This window comes from Nonomuraea sp. NPDC050451 (assembly GCF_044458585.1).
The window spans coordinates 1-13,177 of record NZ_JBITHZ010000035.1; the positions used below are offsets into that span (position 1 = coordinate 1).

Below are 13,177 nucleotides of genomic sequence, written 5' to 3' on the forward strand. Positions count from 1 at the left end.
TCGAGATCGCTTATCCGGGAAGGATCAAGTAAATCAGATAAAGAGCACTCTTCGTTACTCAGAGTAGGACTTTACACACTTCAGGTGACAAGCTCTCCGCGGCACCGAGCCGGACAGCCGCTGCCTGCACTTCCACCGGTCCCTCGTATGGATGACGGCAGAGAGAACTCCCACCTTGAAACGCTCATGGGGCTACACCTCGTTCGGCATCGGCGCGCTGCTCGGCAGGCATGGCTGTCAGGGGCGATGCAGTGGTATTGAACGCGACCGACGGCCTGGCGGAAGCCGCGCTGCTGCAGAAGCTCGCCGCTGGCAACGGCCTGGGGCTCAGATCTTCTCGCGCGATTCCTTCGAAGGTTCAGGCATTGATCCCTTTTCCGCCGCCAGCTGCATACGAGCGGTGTTGTTGGCGAAGGCCTGCGCGCGCACGTCTTCAACGTCCTTTACCAACTGCATCAGGTGCTTGGCGCGCGAACTTGCGTCTGGCCACTCTTGCGCCTGGTACCGGTGCAGAAGGCGCCCGAGGGCTCCAGCCGTTGTCCATCGATGAGCAGCTCGAAGATTCAGTTGATTGACCTGGAGAAAGCCTTCAATGACTACGACAAGTGCCCCTGTGATGACCATCGTCCAGCGAGGCAGCGCCGTAGCAGCGAGGACAGGCGTTGCAGCTGCACAGATCAGTGAGATAGTTCGCGTCCATCGATAGAGCACCGCATCGCGGTTACCCGCTCGACGCGTCCACAGGCGCTCGTGTTCTACCGAGGCCAGGTACTGTTCCTCGAACGGCTTGTTTTTGAAGTTGGCGAGGTCAGGCTCCTTGTAGCTCATGATCGGCCGCCTTGAACACCAAACCATGCAGAGCCCCAAGCCTAGGTTTCAAAGCCGACCAGCGATAGCTGATGCGCCATCTTTGGCAAGGGACGCCCCCATAGCCTTTATCTCCCTCTCCGACGACGAGCGCCAGCAAATCCGCGCCCTTCACGCCGAAGAGGGCTCGGCCGCAACGGACAGCGGAAGGCGTTGTGCTCAGGCGCCGCGTCGCAATGGCGGGCCCTTTGTGGTCCAGGTGGCGGCTTTGGATGTGGCTCGATGTCGGCTCCCAGCCCTACTTGGACTCTTCGCCAACCTTGATCAAGGTTCCATTCGCGCCGCGTTCATATCGGCGGGCCTCGTTCTTGGCCATCTTGGCCTCGACAGCGGACTCGAGGTCGATGCCGGACATCTCCGCGATGCTGGTCAAGAAGATCAGGACATCGGCGAGCTCTTCGCCGAGGGTCTCGGGGTGCTTGCGGGCCGCTTCGAAGGCTTCGGAGAGTTCGCCGTGAGCGAGGGCGAACTCCAGGGGCATGTCGGTGGTGTTGAACCCCTTGGCCAGCTTGTTCTCCCAGGCCCGCTTCTGGACGTCTCGGAGGTGCACCCGATTCTCCTGTGGCCGTGGAGCCTCATGCGCTCCGTGAGGACGATGGACAGGCTGTGAGCCTAGCGGCCATCGTTCCGTCGGTCAGGTGAACGGCTTGTCTCGTACGTCGCGTCAGGCGGCTTGTTCGTTGTCCACGGTGAGAACTTTCGTATACCTCGCCAGGTCCGCGAATACCGTGAAATATCGGGCCGTGAGCGTCCGTAGTTCGTCGAGGGTGGGGGCCCTCCCGTCGCGGGCGAGAAGGCGGGCATGGATCTGTTCCGGCCTGGCGGTGAGGTGGACCAGGGCACCTCGGCGGGCGGTCACCATGCCGAGTAACTCGGCGGTCTGCGATGAGGTCAGGCGGCAGCGGCCGTGCAGCAGCGGGCCGTAGACCAGTTCGCTGATGAAACTGCGATCCAGGACCAGGCGGCCGGCCAGGGTCAGGATGGCCTGGTGGCGCTGGAAGAGATCCATTCCCTCGGGGGTGCGATCGGCGTGCACTCGCTGGTAGCCGTATGTGGTGGCGAGCGCGACGGCATAGGTCGTCTTACCCACCCCGTCGCAGCCCTCCAGGACGATCACCTCGTAGCGGTCGGACCACATCGCGAGGTCGGCTGCCATCAGGCCTCCAGGCGTTTGGCGAGTTCGTCGAGATCGCTGAAGGTGCCGGTCAGGCCGTACTGGATCATGAGGTTGCGGTAGTTGGGCTCGCGGCCGCGGGCGAAGGTCCACCAGCTGCCGGGCTGGGGGGCGTAGACGGGACGGCCGGTGGCCGCGCAGGCACCGATGACCAACGCCGCGCCGGGAGGTGTTTCGGGCCCGCGGATGTCCACGACGGCCAGGCTCGCATGTGCCAGGGCGGTCCAATCTTCGATGGCTATCAGGGTGGGATCGGCCGCGGCGTTGGCGAACCGCCCGGCGTGATGGGTGGCGAATCCGTGGGCGTGCAGGGCATCGGAGACCTGAACGGTCCAGCTGTCGCCTCCGTACGGGGACGGTTCCAGATAGGCCAACCGTCGGCCGTTGATGCTGGGTGGCGGCATGGCGGGACCGGGAGTGGGCGAGCCTGTTAGAGCGTCGACCACCTCGGTTGCTGCTCGGGTGATGGCGTGAAGGTTCTGGGCGAGGAAGAGCTCGAACCGATCATCCTCACCGCCTGGGGGACCGAGCTGGCGCACGGAAATGACTCGGCTCACCACGTGCTGGAGGAGCGGGTCAGGGAACGGCAGGCGTAGCGCGGTGTCTGCGATGGGGCCGTAGAGCTGGAAGTCGGTGGTGATCGCGAGGATGGGGACGCCGCGGCTGGCGGCGTAGCCGATCTCCATGCAGACGCCGTCGTCGAGGCTTGGGCCGTGCAGGATGGCGATCATGGCGTCGACGCGGGCCAGGCGTTCGCTGTCCAGCTCGAACAGGCGGCGGCCCTTGCACGGGTGGTCGAGGTTTTCCTCGTCGGTGTCGCAGAAGGGGAGGAACACGGCGTCTGGCCCGAAGCGGCGGGCGAGGTAATGGGCGACGTAGGCGCCTAAGGCGCGGTCGTGGGCGGCGAACAGACGGTGGGCCACGTAGTAGAGCGCCATAGTGGAGCCCTTCCTGTGATTACGGGGGTTCGTAAGACAGGCCTGGGTCACGAGCCTGGTGGGTGGCTGCGGTCACGGCTGACGCGAGCGCTTCCTGTTCCGCGACGCCCTGGAGGACTTTGGCGAGGAAGGTGCCGGCGAGGGTGTCTCCGGCGCCGGTCACCTCCGTCACTGGGCCGCTTCGTGGTAACTCGGTGTTGATCGCGCGGCCGTGGCGCAGCAGGGTGACTGCGCGGGGCCCATCGGAGACAATCACGGTGGCCAGCTGGTTCACGGCGACGAGATCGTCCAGGAGTTGGTACTCGGCGGCGTTGACGAACACCGCCCCGGCGTGCGGTAGGGCACTCTTAGCCGCATGGATTTGCTCGGCGGCGGAGGCAAGGTGGAAGTCCAGACTGAACGGATGCCCCGCCATCACGAGCCGCTCCAGGACCTGTCCGACGTCCAAGGGGCGACGGCAGCACACGTGCCAGTGATCGCAGTCTGACCGGTCCAGCACGGCCAGTGCATGAGCGGTGAGGGCTGCGGCCGAGCCGTAGGCGGCGGTCAGTCCCATGACCTGGCCATCTGCGCCGTAGGTGATGTCGAACCGGCAGGATGCTCCTGCAATGCTGGCCACGTGGGATAAGTCGAGCTTCTCGGGCCAGGGGCGAGCGTGCAGGCGGGCGAGATCTGCGCCGATGACCGCAATAGGGTGGGCGGTCGTTTCGGCGTGGGCGGTGGCAAGGGCGACGTGTAACGCGGCGCCGCCGATCAGGACGTGGGTGCGGCCATTGGGGTACCGGGTGGTGTCGATCGAGATGTTGCCGATCACGCCGAGACAGGGCACCTGGCTACCTCCGTCGGCGGGGTGGATGGTCGCAGTCGAGGACGGTGGAGCAGGCGGGCCTGTTGGCGCAGAGTCTCGGGCTTGCCGGAGGGTTGAGGAACAGGCGTTTGAAGTAGATCAGGACCAGGTGCAGCCACCACGTGGGCGTTGCCTGGCCGGGAATGGTGACCCGGTACCCGCGGGCGGTGATGAGGTCCCGGTAGCGGGAGCCGTCGGCGGCGCAAGCCTCCAGCAGGAGCCGCATCCGCTCGTGCGCGAACGCCCCGCTGCCCACCTCCATGCCGAGGAGCGGAGCGAGCTTGCCGACCATGCCGGAGTCGACGGGGATGATGCCGCAGTGGTAGCCGCGGGCGTAGAGGGTGGCGCACTGGGCGACCTTGTAGGAGGCGCCGTTCACCTCGGCGGCGAACGCCTCGATGAATGCGTCAGCTGGCATGGTGAGCGGGTTCCGGCCGCAGGCCTCCGAGGCGGCGACGAAGTCCGCCAGGGAGCGGAGGTAGCGGGCGCGGGCGTCTGCCAGGCCGAGCGGGCGGACGAGTTCGACGACCTCGGAGTCTTGGAAGGTGGAGAGTGCGTCCCAGCCATAGGCGTCGGCCTTCTTCACGACCTCGGCGTAGACATCGATCATGGAGTAGGACACTCGGGTGCTCCATCCGGTGACGAGCATCCGTATCCGCCAGTCGTCCACGTGCAGGGGCCACCACTGGTTGTTGTCGTGATTGGCCTCGACTGCCGCCTTCACCTCCTCCTGTGCGCTGATGACCGAGACCAGGTCGTACAGGCGGGGGGCGAGTTCGGAGGTGTCATCGGTGGTGTTCACGGGCGCTCCCGAGGGCGTGCTGGGCGATGGCGGCGTTCGAGGAGGTCACGAGCCGTCCCAGCCGACGCCGCAGCATCGTGATGGCGGCCTGGGTGGGCCAGCCCGCACAGGACAGTACGATCGCGTCCGCTTGCCGTACTGCGTCCTTTCCCAACTGATCCACGAGCGCTACCTGTTGGTTGAGGGTGACCTCGGCGTATCCATCGGCCAGGCCGAGGCTCGCCGAGCCCGTGACAAGGACGCCTCGCTCGGCGAACTGGGTGACCTCGACCTCCGTGATCTCGCGTGGGTAGGGTGTGACCAACGCGATCTTCCGTGCGCCGTGCTCCTGGAGCTGGGCCAGGATCGCCTCGAACGCGCTGACCACGTGCACCTGGGAACCTGCCGTGACTTCGGTGAGGCGGCCGAGGTGGGTGAAGGCCGCCGATGTGCACGCCAGGTAGACCTGGTCGAGCGATAGCCGGGAAAGCTGGTGGAGTGCCCCTGGGACGGCTTCGATCAGGCCGGACAGGAAGTCCTCATCCAGCGCCGTACCGTCGTGGGCGGGCACCAGACGGGCATAGTGCCATACCGTTCGTCCACGGCCCCACTGCGGCAGTTCGGCCTCTACGACCGCGTTTGCCCAGGGCACCAGCACTCCAACGTGCGACACGGAGGGATGCGGGGAGGTGCGGTGGCGGTCAGACGCCTGTTGGCGCGTCATCGCGTTCTCCGTAGATGTAGCGGGGCGCGTGGTCGGTGACAGTCATGTCGGTGACCTCGTACAGCGGGCGGACGGCGTCACGTTCCACGACCTGGATGGGGTAGGAGCCGAGGCGTCGATGCCAGGTGCCTCGGGTGGTGACGAAGAAGGAGTGCAGGTCGGTGATTTTGCGGCCTTTGGGGTAGACGCGCTGCTTCATCGGCTGGTCGAAGACGTGGTCGATGTCGGCCTTCCAGCTCGTGAAGTGCTCGGCCGAAGGCGGCGGCTGCTGCTCCTGGATCTTGGCCAGTGGCGTGCCGGGGTAGGCGCGGGCCTGCCGGACGTTGATGCGGTGGCACAGCAGCCCGGCGTCCAGGATGCGCACCAGAGCGGCGAGGTTCTCGTAGTGGGTGCGGTGCGTCTCGCCTGGTAGGCCGTAGATCAGGTTGAGGCCGGGCAGCAGGGTGCTGAGTCCGCCGGGGCCGACTTGGGCGCCCGCCTGGTTCACGTGCTCGACGGCCCGGACGAGGATGTCGGGCGTGCAGGTGAGAGTGTTGCGTTTGATGACCTCCGGGTCGAAGGACTCGATGCCCATCGGTGCGCAGTTGCCCTCGGTGCAGTATGCGGCGACCAGGCGTGCGATCTTCGCCCCTGCCGGTGCGGCGACGGCGAGCGGGTCGGCGTTGTCGATGTGCAGGGTCACCAGGTCGGGGGCGGCGGACTCCCGGATGCCGGCGAGCAGTTTCTGGATGGCTGCGGCGTCGCGGTTCATGTAGGAGAAGAAGCAGGTCTGCTGCCCGAGCCTGAAGTGTCGTACGCCGGCGGCGTGCAGGATGGCCACCTCGGCCAGGACGTCCTCGACCGGCCGGAAGTCCACCACCGGGGCTTTGACGGGCTCGTTGCAGAAGTCGCAGAAGCGGCGCCGGGTACAACCCCGGTAGAGCTCGATCTCGGCGACCGGCGTCCAGCACAACTGGTCGACCAGGTCGCGGTAGTCGACGCGGTCGGCGGCCAGCCGCTCGTACGGAGCTGCCTGCCGGGTCCCGGCGGTGATGTCGGCTGAGGTGAGCGTGTGCGTGTGGACGGCGTCGAACAGCCCGGCGTAGGCGGCCGGGTCGGCCAGTGCGTAGGTGGCCAGCGGGCCGAGCAGTACACGGCGGCCGCGCGTGCAGGCCAGGGCTCGTGCGATTTCCTCGAGCGAACCGTTCTGCGCCTGCAGATGCACCGAAGGCACGGCGTCCCCGGCGATCACCACGGTGAGGGCGGCGTCGCCGAGCAGGCGCAGCGCATCGTCCCGGTTGACCGTGGCCGAGTAGGTGAGCCGATCCGACAGCGGAGGCCGCTCGTGCGGCTGGCCGCCGTTCAGGCACCAGCGGACGTCATCGATCGTGAGGTAGGCGATGCGGGCGCGCGGTTGCGCCGTGCGCAGCGCGCCGTAGGCGGCTCGGGCGTAAGTGGACAGGTACGGCGGAACCCCCAGGCCGGAGGGTTCGACGGTGTAGCAGTCCAAGATCAGCAGGGTGGTGCGCGATGTCGTGCTCATGTGCACTCCAATCGTCAGCGTGCCCGTGTGGGGGTGGGGCTCGACTGCTCTTGGTCCTCGCTCACGGGTAGGTCTTCCCGCTCTTGCGTGGTCGGGTTGCCGGTATGCGGTGTGGGTAAGGAGAATCGCCACTGCAAGCCGGCCAGCATGACGCTGTTCATCGGAGCTCCTTGGCCTTGGTGAGATGAGAGTGTGACATCGGCACCTGCGTGGAGCTGTCCTTGTCTCGTCTCATTGGGTTGCATTCCTCGTACCAGGGCCGGAGCGCTTCTCCACGATGATGCGAGGTTGCGTGGGCCGCTGAAGGCCCGGCGGGGTTCGCCACCGCTTCTGCGCGGCATCGCTCATGAGACGCAGCAACTGCTCCGGGTGCTTGGCCGCGACGAGGATGCCGCCTTCGGCGGAGAAACCCCGGTAGAAAGCGAGAGACCACGATCGACGCGGGAGTACATCAGGAGCCAGTCGGGGAAACGTCGTTGGTGCTGACGAATGTATTCGGTCCCGAAAGCGTCGGCAGTCGCGTCACTCTCGCCGCTCACGAGATCTCTCCAGACAGGAGGGCGGCGGGGCACTCAGGGATGCGCTGCTGAGGAAGCAACGCCCGCCCGGGCGACGGTGCGAAGCCGGGCGGCAGGACACAGCCGGCCACGGGATCGCCCAGAACCCGATACATCCGGCGAGGTCCACGGAAGTTACGACGCCCATGCAACATGCGCCAGTTGTCGAGCAGGTAGCCCTGCCCAGGCAGTAGCACGATCTCCCGTGTGTGCCTTTCGATGGCCGCACGAAGAACGGGAACGGCTTCGGCGACTGGGGGAGTGAAGTGCTCCACGCCGTCCAGGCGCAGCCGAATTCTCATCCAGCCGTCCCCGACCGTCTCGAACACCGATCCCCAGTGACTGGCGAACCGGACGGCGCGCGGTTGTTGCAGCGCCTTGAGCAGTTCCGGTGACCGGGAGGTCAGTTCGTGATAGACGGCGGCTCCGTCTACCACGTACGACTCGCCCCCACGGTCCGCGGATCGGCCGCAGACCAGCATGACCAGCCGAGGCGGCAGGTCGAGAGAGGACGAATCCGTATGAGGCTCCAGCCCCCTGGCGCCGAACCCGGCATAGCCGGGACGAGCGGCAATGAAGCCTCTGTCGCTGATAACCGTCACACCATCCGCGTCGGCATCCCGATGCCTCCAGGGAGCCAGCAGGCGCAGGGCAAGCCTGACGACCGATTGGCGTTGGTATACACGGTCGAAGGTGACCATGCCGTCACGCGCCAGCATCCTGGCGACTCGCGTTGGGGCATCATCGCTTGCAATGTCCACGTACTGGCTGGCGAAAGCCGCGTGGCTCGCCATCGTCACCTCCGATGCCTCTCCGGCTTGCGAAGCTCGGCTTCAGCGTGGAGCGGACGCTCTGGGTTGGACAAGTGACAGATTGTCAATATGGAAGGCCCTGATCGGGATGGTCGGCCGTGTTAGGTTCCAGGCACAGTCGTGTAGGGAGAGAGGTCGCTGCTGATGAGTTACCGCCCCCACGCGTTTCCGGTGTCCGTGAAAGGCGTGATCGTCCGCGATGGCAAGGTGCTGCTTTTGCGTAATGAACGCGACGAGTGGGAACTGCCGGGGGGCAAACTGGAGCTCGGCGAGGACCCGCCGGCCCGTCTGGCGCGTGAGATCAGCGAGGAAACCGGGTGGGAAGCCAAGGTCGGGCCGATCCTGGACTCCTGGCAGTACCACATCCGCGACGGCGTGGACGTGTTGATCGTGACCTACGGTGCCACAGTCGACACAGAGGAGCCGCCCGTGGTCAGCCATGAGCACAAGCAAGTCGGCCTCTTCGAAGAGCACGAGGTGAAAGCCCTGCGGATGCCGCAGGGCTACAAGCGGTCGATCGCCGACTGGTTCTCCAGGCTCCGGGCGCCGGTGACCTAACCATGCGGTGTGCGGTGTGCGCGACCACGGTCGATGACGGTTGGGATGCCTCGCGCTGGTGCCCGGCCTGCCACGCCATCAGCGGTGCCTCGCTGCCCAGCACGGCCACCGCAGGCTCACCGCTGTGGTTGTGGACCTCGGATGTTGCATATCCGGCACTGGCCTCGGGCAACCTCGCAGCGATCCTCAAGGCGTACCGGCACACCGCGGGCGTTACTCAGGCCGCTCTGGCCGCCGGACTCGGGTACGACACCACTTACATCTCGATGCTGGAGAACGGTCGGCGCGCCATCACCGACGTCCCCACTCTCCGGCGCGTGGCGCAACGCCTCGGGCTTCCTCCGCACGTGCTCGGGGTCACCGATAATGCGGACGCCGATTTCATCTCCATGATCAAATTTGGGGAATCGACCATTCGGCTGGCCTCTCTGGCACGCGAATCAGGCCACAGCGCCGAGGCCGTCAACGAGCTCTGGCCGCTGGTCTGGCGGCTGGACGCACGGCTCGCCCAAGGCTATGCCGATCGCGCCGCCGCGCAGCTCCTCGGCCAAGCGCGCGCCACGCTCGGCGTCGCCCTCGGTGATATCCTCCCGGAGGAGAATCTCGCAGCTGCAGCCCGATGGACAGGACGCGCACTTCTCCTCGCCAACCGCCTCGATGACGTCGATCTTCTGACACGCGCTCTACGCGTGCACGGCAATGAACTCCGCAAGATCGGAAAAAGGGCCGCGGCCGTCGCACGACTACAACGAGCCGCCGACGTCGCTCCGGCGTCGGAACGTGGCGCAGTCCTCATCCCGCTCGCCCGCACTCTCGCCGAACTCGGTGACGTCGAACGATTTGACGCTGCCATCTGCGGCCTTCAAGGCTTCGTGGACTCCTACCACAGCACGCCCTTGGTCAATGCCTTCGTTGTACGGGAGGTCCAGCTGCGGGGCTTGCTTGCTACTGGTCGTATGCCAGCGGCCGTGAGACTCGCAGAAGCTGACATGCCGGATGTCTCACGTGTCGCGCCACAATGGCGGACCATTGAACGCGTCACCGTTGCCGAGGTTTTTCGCGCCAGTGGCGACGAAGCCGCCGCCTCTGGAGCGCTCCTTCAGTCGATCGCAGCTGCGGAGAACACGCGCCTGCCCCATCAGATTCAACGCGCCATGCGAGCTGCCAGAGGAGCCCTCCCAGAGGTTGAGGCGGCCGGCACCGCCGCTCTCCAACGCCTTCAGCTCACGCTCCCAGCGGCTTGAGTAAAGCCAATCGAATGGGCACCCCGCCGGGCAAGGCCGACCTGGCGTTAGTTCCTGGCCGCTCAGGCCCACGCGATCATCGCGTGCGACTTCCTGGTAGTCGAGAAGATCAGCGGGAGCTCCATGCGTTAGCCCGGCCCAGCCAGCGCGTGGGCGTCGCCCTTTGCGCTCCACCGGCGGCCTCGCGGCGCTTGGCGGCGGTCATGCCCTCGGACTGGCGCTCGGCTCGCAGCTGCAGTTCGTATTCCGCGGCCGCGGCCAGGACCGCGAACATGAACCGGCCCTCTTTGGGGCCCAGATCGAAGTTCGCTTCATCTCATGCACCATGACGATCACGCGCCGGTGCGGGACGGCCTGCTTGAGGGTGCGGGCGTACTCCATCGCCTGAGTGAACACCGGCCGCGTTGCCGGGGAGCATGCGCAGGATCAAGTCGACGGCGTCCTCCGAGTGGACTCCTGGAGTCAGGACTTCCTGTAAGAGGAGGCCGCGGATCGCGGCAACGGCGACGGTGGCCATGGTCAGCGCTTCCCCGGTGTCGTGCCCTTCGCGTTCCGCGAGCGAGGCCAGCATTTTGGTCAGGTCGTCGAGCGAGTCGATGAACTCGCGGAAGTCCTCCGGCCTGTACGCGGCCAGTCCTACGACGTGGAAGAAGCCGCGGACACGCGACAACTGCTCCGGGCGGGTGTAGGTCCGCCAGATCGCCACAACGAGGTTGGCGAAGGTGCCCTGCTGGGCGGCTGCGAAAAGGGCCTCGTTGTCACGAGATCGCTGTGCCTTGAGCATGGCCGCCAGGACGCCCGGGAGTGACCCGAAGTGGTATCGCAGGAGGGCGTGGCTGGTCTCGGTCCGGGCGGCGATCTCGCGGAGCGACACCTCCGGTGAGGGAAGGGCCTCGTCAAAGGTGTCGAGGAGCCGGGCCAGGAGGCGCTCGCGTGCGTCGCCTTTGCGTTCCGTGGTTGACAGGATCACTCCTACAGTTTATCCATTGGAAAAGATTTCTGGCGGCCCGTGTTGCTTCGTACATGGTCGCAGTCAGCTCGCGACGGCGGAGGGAACGACTCGTGGGACGTTTGCAGGTGGTCGGCGCGGCGGTCGCCGACGGGACGGGGCGCGATCCCATAGACGTCGACGTCACCGTCGAAGACGGGCGGATCACCCAGCTCGGGGCCTCCGGTGGCGAACCCGGCGAGCGGCTCGACGCCGGGGGACTGACGATGACGCCCGGCCTGATCGACGCGCACGTTCACCTGGGCCTGTCGAGCCCGATCCAGCCGCAGTTCTCGTTCCAGATCAGTGCCGCCGAGATCGCGGCGGACATCTTCGCCACGGCCGGCGCAGCGCTCGACGCCGGCTTCACGACTGTCCGGGACACCGGCGGGATCGACGGTGGCGTCGTCACCACGATCGCGAAGGGCAAGGTCAGGGGACCGCGCGTCCTGTCGTGCGGACCGGTGCAGTGCCAGATCGGTGGGCACGGCTACTACGGAGCCGACTGGGAACCCACCGAGCTGTGGAGCGGCCATCACCTTCCGGGTCTGTGTGCTCTGTCCATGATGTCGGGCAACGCGGACGAGCTGCGAGGCAACGTACGTGAGGCCTTCCGCCGCGGAGCCTCCTTCCTGAAGCTCTGTGTGACCGGGGGAGTGGTCAGCGCTCACGACCGGCTGACCGACACCCAGTTCACCGTGGAGGAGATCGCCGTCGCTGTGCAGGAAGCCGCGGCACGGGGCACTTACGTGACGGTTCACGCCCACAACAATGAGGGCATTCGGAACGCGGTCGAGGCCGGGGCGCGCTGTGTCGAGCACGGCACCGACCTCGATGAGCCCACGGCCACCTTGATGGCCACGCGCGGGGTCGCCCTTGTGCCCACGTTCGCCGTCGTCGAGCGACTGCTGCACGACCCCGCGGAAGCCGGCCTCGGCGAGTCGGTCCGCGATCGTGTGCTGGGTGTCCGTGAGCGGATGACCGAGGCGCTCGTTGTCGCCAGGGAGGCCGGAGTGCGGATCGGGCTGGGTTCCGATCTCATCGGTCCGGCTCAGGACCGTCGCGGCAAAGAACTCAGCCTCCGCGCAGCCCTCGAGACGCCGATGGAAGCGCTCGTGGCGGCGACCCAGACCAACGCCGAGATCCTCGGCCTGTCCGGCCAGGTGGGTGTCATCACTCCCGGCGCGCAGGCAGACCTCGTTCTTTGGAACGGCAACCCGCTCGAAGACCCAGAACTGTTCTCCGACCCCACCAGCGCCGTCCTCGTAATCCAGGCTGGCCAAATCGTAAAGGACCTCAGATGAGCACCATGTGGCAGGGCTGCCTCGCCCACACCGACTACTTCGAGATGCGCTCCAGCGGTGGGCACGACTACGGCGTCTGGGTCACCACGCCACCGCGCTACGACCCTGCCACGGCGCAAGCGCCTGTCGTGTACGTGCTCGACGGCAATTGGGCCGTGGGCATGACCGCCCCACTCATCGTCACGCAACTGGACCCCATGCAGTCGATTCAGCCCTACGTCCAAGTCAGCGTGGGCTACGCAGGCGAGGAGGCAGAGCACTGGGAGCGGTTGCGCAACCGCGACCTCGTGCCCCCCGGCGAACCCATCGCGAAGGAGTACATCGATGCGGTGGAGATGGGGGTCGAAGCGGGCACGATGACTCGCGAGCAAGCCGACGCCTACCTCGCCGAATTGAGCGACAGCCGCGGGGATATGTTCCTGAACTTCCTTACCGACGACCTACACCCGCGGATCGAACGCGACTACGGCACAGCCCCGAGCGGTCACGGCCTCTTCGGCTATTCCTACGGCGGACTCTTCAGTCTCTACGCCTGGCTCACCAATAGCACCTTCTTCGAGAGCATCGGCGCGGGCAGCCCCGGCATTGTCGGTGCAGACAGTCAGGTCTTCGCTCGTCTTCAAGCGATGGGTGACACCCTGCCTGCTACCAAGCTTCACGTGACCTTCAACGACCGAGAGATCCTCGGAGACGTGGCGGTCTACCAGAATCTCGCGAAGAACGCGGCCACGTTCCTTCACCGCCTCACCTCACGCAGCGGATCCGTCACCAGCGCACTCATGCACGAAACGCACGTCACCGGCCTGCAGGCCTCGTTCCTCAGTTATCTCAGGACCTGCCGTGCCCGGTAAGCGCACGGAT

General features: G+C 66.3%; 15 protein-coding genes. 4 read left to right on the forward strand and 11 right to left on the reverse strand.

Annotated features, from left to right (window positions below):
* Positions 1–327: 327 nt before the first annotated feature.
* The 9 genes from ACIBI9_RS53405 to ACIBI9_RS53445 all read right to left on the reverse strand — a co-directional run bounded on the left by ACIBI9_RS53405 (position 328) and on the right by ACIBI9_RS53445 (position 8,204).
* Entirely contained in the window at positions 328–828 is a 501-nt protein-coding gene (locus ACIBI9_RS53405) for a DUF4231 domain-containing protein (protein WP_397235137.1), read from the reverse strand.
* A gap of 277 nt (positions 829–1,105) precedes the next feature.
* A complete protein-coding gene (locus ACIBI9_RS53410) occupies positions 1,106–1,417 on the reverse strand; it encodes a MazG nucleotide pyrophosphohydrolase domain-containing protein (RefSeq protein WP_397235138.1) in 312 nt (103 codons plus the stop codon).
* Between the two features lie 114 nt (positions 1,418–1,531).
* Entirely contained in the window at positions 1,532–2,023 is a 492-nt protein-coding gene (locus tag ACIBI9_RS53415) for a hypothetical protein (protein ID WP_397235139.1), read from the reverse strand.
* Complete coding sequence (locus tag ACIBI9_RS53420) at positions 2,023–2,979, reverse strand: nucleoside 2-deoxyribosyltransferase (RefSeq protein WP_397235140.1); 957 nt, start codon at positions 2,977–2,979, stop codon at positions 2,023–2,025. The genes ACIBI9_RS53415 and ACIBI9_RS53420 overlap by 1 nt, the downstream gene beginning before the upstream one ends.
* 19 nt (positions 2,980–2,998) lie before the next feature.
* Positions 2,999–3,793 (reverse strand): PfkB family carbohydrate kinase, encoded by a 795-nt coding sequence (locus ACIBI9_RS53425; protein ID WP_397235141.1) that lies wholly within the window; start codon positions 3,791–3,793, stop codon positions 2,999–3,001.
* A gap of 19 nt (positions 3,794–3,812) precedes the next feature.
* Positions 3,813–4,628, reverse strand: a complete 816-nt coding sequence (locus ACIBI9_RS53430) for a hypothetical protein (RefSeq protein WP_397235142.1) — start codon at positions 4,626–4,628, stop codon at positions 3,813–3,815.
* The gene (locus ACIBI9_RS53435; RefSeq protein WP_397235143.1) at positions 4,612–5,331 is read right to left on the reverse strand and encodes an aspartate/glutamate racemase family protein; all 720 of its coding nucleotides are present in this window, start codon (positions 5,329–5,331) and stop codon (positions 4,612–4,614) included. The genes ACIBI9_RS53430 and ACIBI9_RS53435 overlap by 17 nt, the downstream gene beginning before the upstream one ends.
* The gene (locus ACIBI9_RS53440) at positions 5,309–6,853 is read right to left on the reverse strand and encodes a radical SAM protein (protein ID WP_397235144.1); all 1,545 of its coding nucleotides are present in this window, start codon (positions 6,851–6,853) and stop codon (positions 5,309–5,311) included. The genes ACIBI9_RS53435 and ACIBI9_RS53440 overlap by 23 nt, the downstream gene beginning before the upstream one ends.
* 535 nt (positions 6,854–7,388) lie before the next feature.
* Positions 7,389–8,204 (reverse strand): TauD/TfdA family dioxygenase, encoded by an 816-nt coding sequence (locus ACIBI9_RS53445; RefSeq protein ID WP_397235145.1) that lies wholly within the window; start codon positions 8,202–8,204, stop codon positions 7,389–7,391.
* A 162-nt stretch (positions 8,205–8,366) separates the two neighbouring features.
* Between ACIBI9_RS53445 and ACIBI9_RS53450 the strand changes: the two genes are divergently transcribed.
* Positions 8,367–8,780 (forward strand): NUDIX domain-containing protein, encoded by a 414-nt coding sequence (locus ACIBI9_RS53450; RefSeq protein ID WP_397235146.1) that lies wholly within the window; start codon positions 8,367–8,369, stop codon positions 8,778–8,780.
* A 14-nt stretch (positions 8,781–8,794) separates the two neighbouring features.
* Positions 8,795–10,024, forward strand: a complete 1,230-nt coding sequence (locus ACIBI9_RS53455; protein WP_397235147.1) for a helix-turn-helix domain-containing protein — start codon at positions 8,795–8,797, stop codon at positions 10,022–10,024.
* A gap of 109 nt (positions 10,025–10,133) precedes the next feature.
* Here ACIBI9_RS53455 and ACIBI9_RS53460 read toward each other — a convergent pair whose 3' ends face one another.
* Positions 10,134–10,322 (reverse strand): recombinase family protein, encoded by a 189-nt coding sequence (locus tag ACIBI9_RS53460; RefSeq protein ID WP_397235240.1) that lies wholly within the window; start codon positions 10,320–10,322, stop codon positions 10,134–10,136.
* An 18-nt stretch (positions 10,323–10,340) separates the two neighbouring features.
* Complete coding sequence (locus ACIBI9_RS53465; RefSeq protein ID WP_397235148.1) at positions 10,341–10,994, reverse strand: TetR/AcrR family transcriptional regulator; 654 nt, start codon at positions 10,992–10,994, stop codon at positions 10,341–10,343.
* Between the two features lie 92 nt (positions 10,995–11,086).
* Between ACIBI9_RS53465 and ACIBI9_RS53470 the strand changes: the two genes are divergently transcribed.
* On the forward strand, positions 11,087–12,316 hold the full coding sequence (locus ACIBI9_RS53470; protein WP_397235149.1) for an amidohydrolase family protein: 1,230 nt from the start codon (positions 11,087–11,089) through the stop codon (positions 12,314–12,316).
* A complete protein-coding gene (locus ACIBI9_RS53475; protein ID WP_397235150.1) occupies positions 12,313–13,167 on the forward strand; it encodes an alpha/beta hydrolase in 855 nt (284 codons plus the stop codon). Before ACIBI9_RS53470 ends, ACIBI9_RS53475 begins: the two co-directional genes overlap by 4 nt.
* Positions 13,168–13,177 lie beyond the last annotated feature (10 nt).

Coding starts and splice junctions, on each gene's coding strand:
- ACIBI9_RS53405 (WP_397235137.1), bottom strand. CDS start 828: ATGAGCTACAAGGAGCCTGACCTCGCCAACTTCAAAAACAAGCCGTTC.
- ACIBI9_RS53415 (WP_397235139.1), bottom strand. CDS start 2,023: ATGGCAGCCGACCTCGCGATGTGGTCCGACCGCTACGAGGTGATCGTC.
- ACIBI9_RS53420 (WP_397235140.1), bottom strand. CDS start 2,979: ATGGCGCTCTACTACGTGGCCCACCGTCTGTTCGCCGCCCACGACCGC.
- ACIBI9_RS53435 (WP_397235143.1), bottom strand. CDS start 5,331: ATGACGCGCCAACAGGCGTCTGACCGCCACCGCACCTCCCCGCATCCC.
- ACIBI9_RS53440 (WP_397235144.1), bottom strand. CDS start 6,853: ATGAGCACGACATCGCGCACCACCCTGCTGATCTTGGACTGCTACACC.
- ACIBI9_RS53445 (WP_397235145.1), bottom strand. CDS start 8,204: ATGGCGAGCCACGCGGCTTTCGCCAGCCAGTACGTGGACATTGCAAGC.
- ACIBI9_RS53450 (WP_397235146.1), top strand. CDS start 8,367: ATGAGTTACCGCCCCCACGCGTTTCCGGTGTCCGTGAAAGGCGTGATC.
- ACIBI9_RS53475 (WP_397235150.1), top strand. CDS start 12,313: ATGAGCACCATGTGGCAGGGCTGCCTCGCCCACACCGACTACTTCGAG.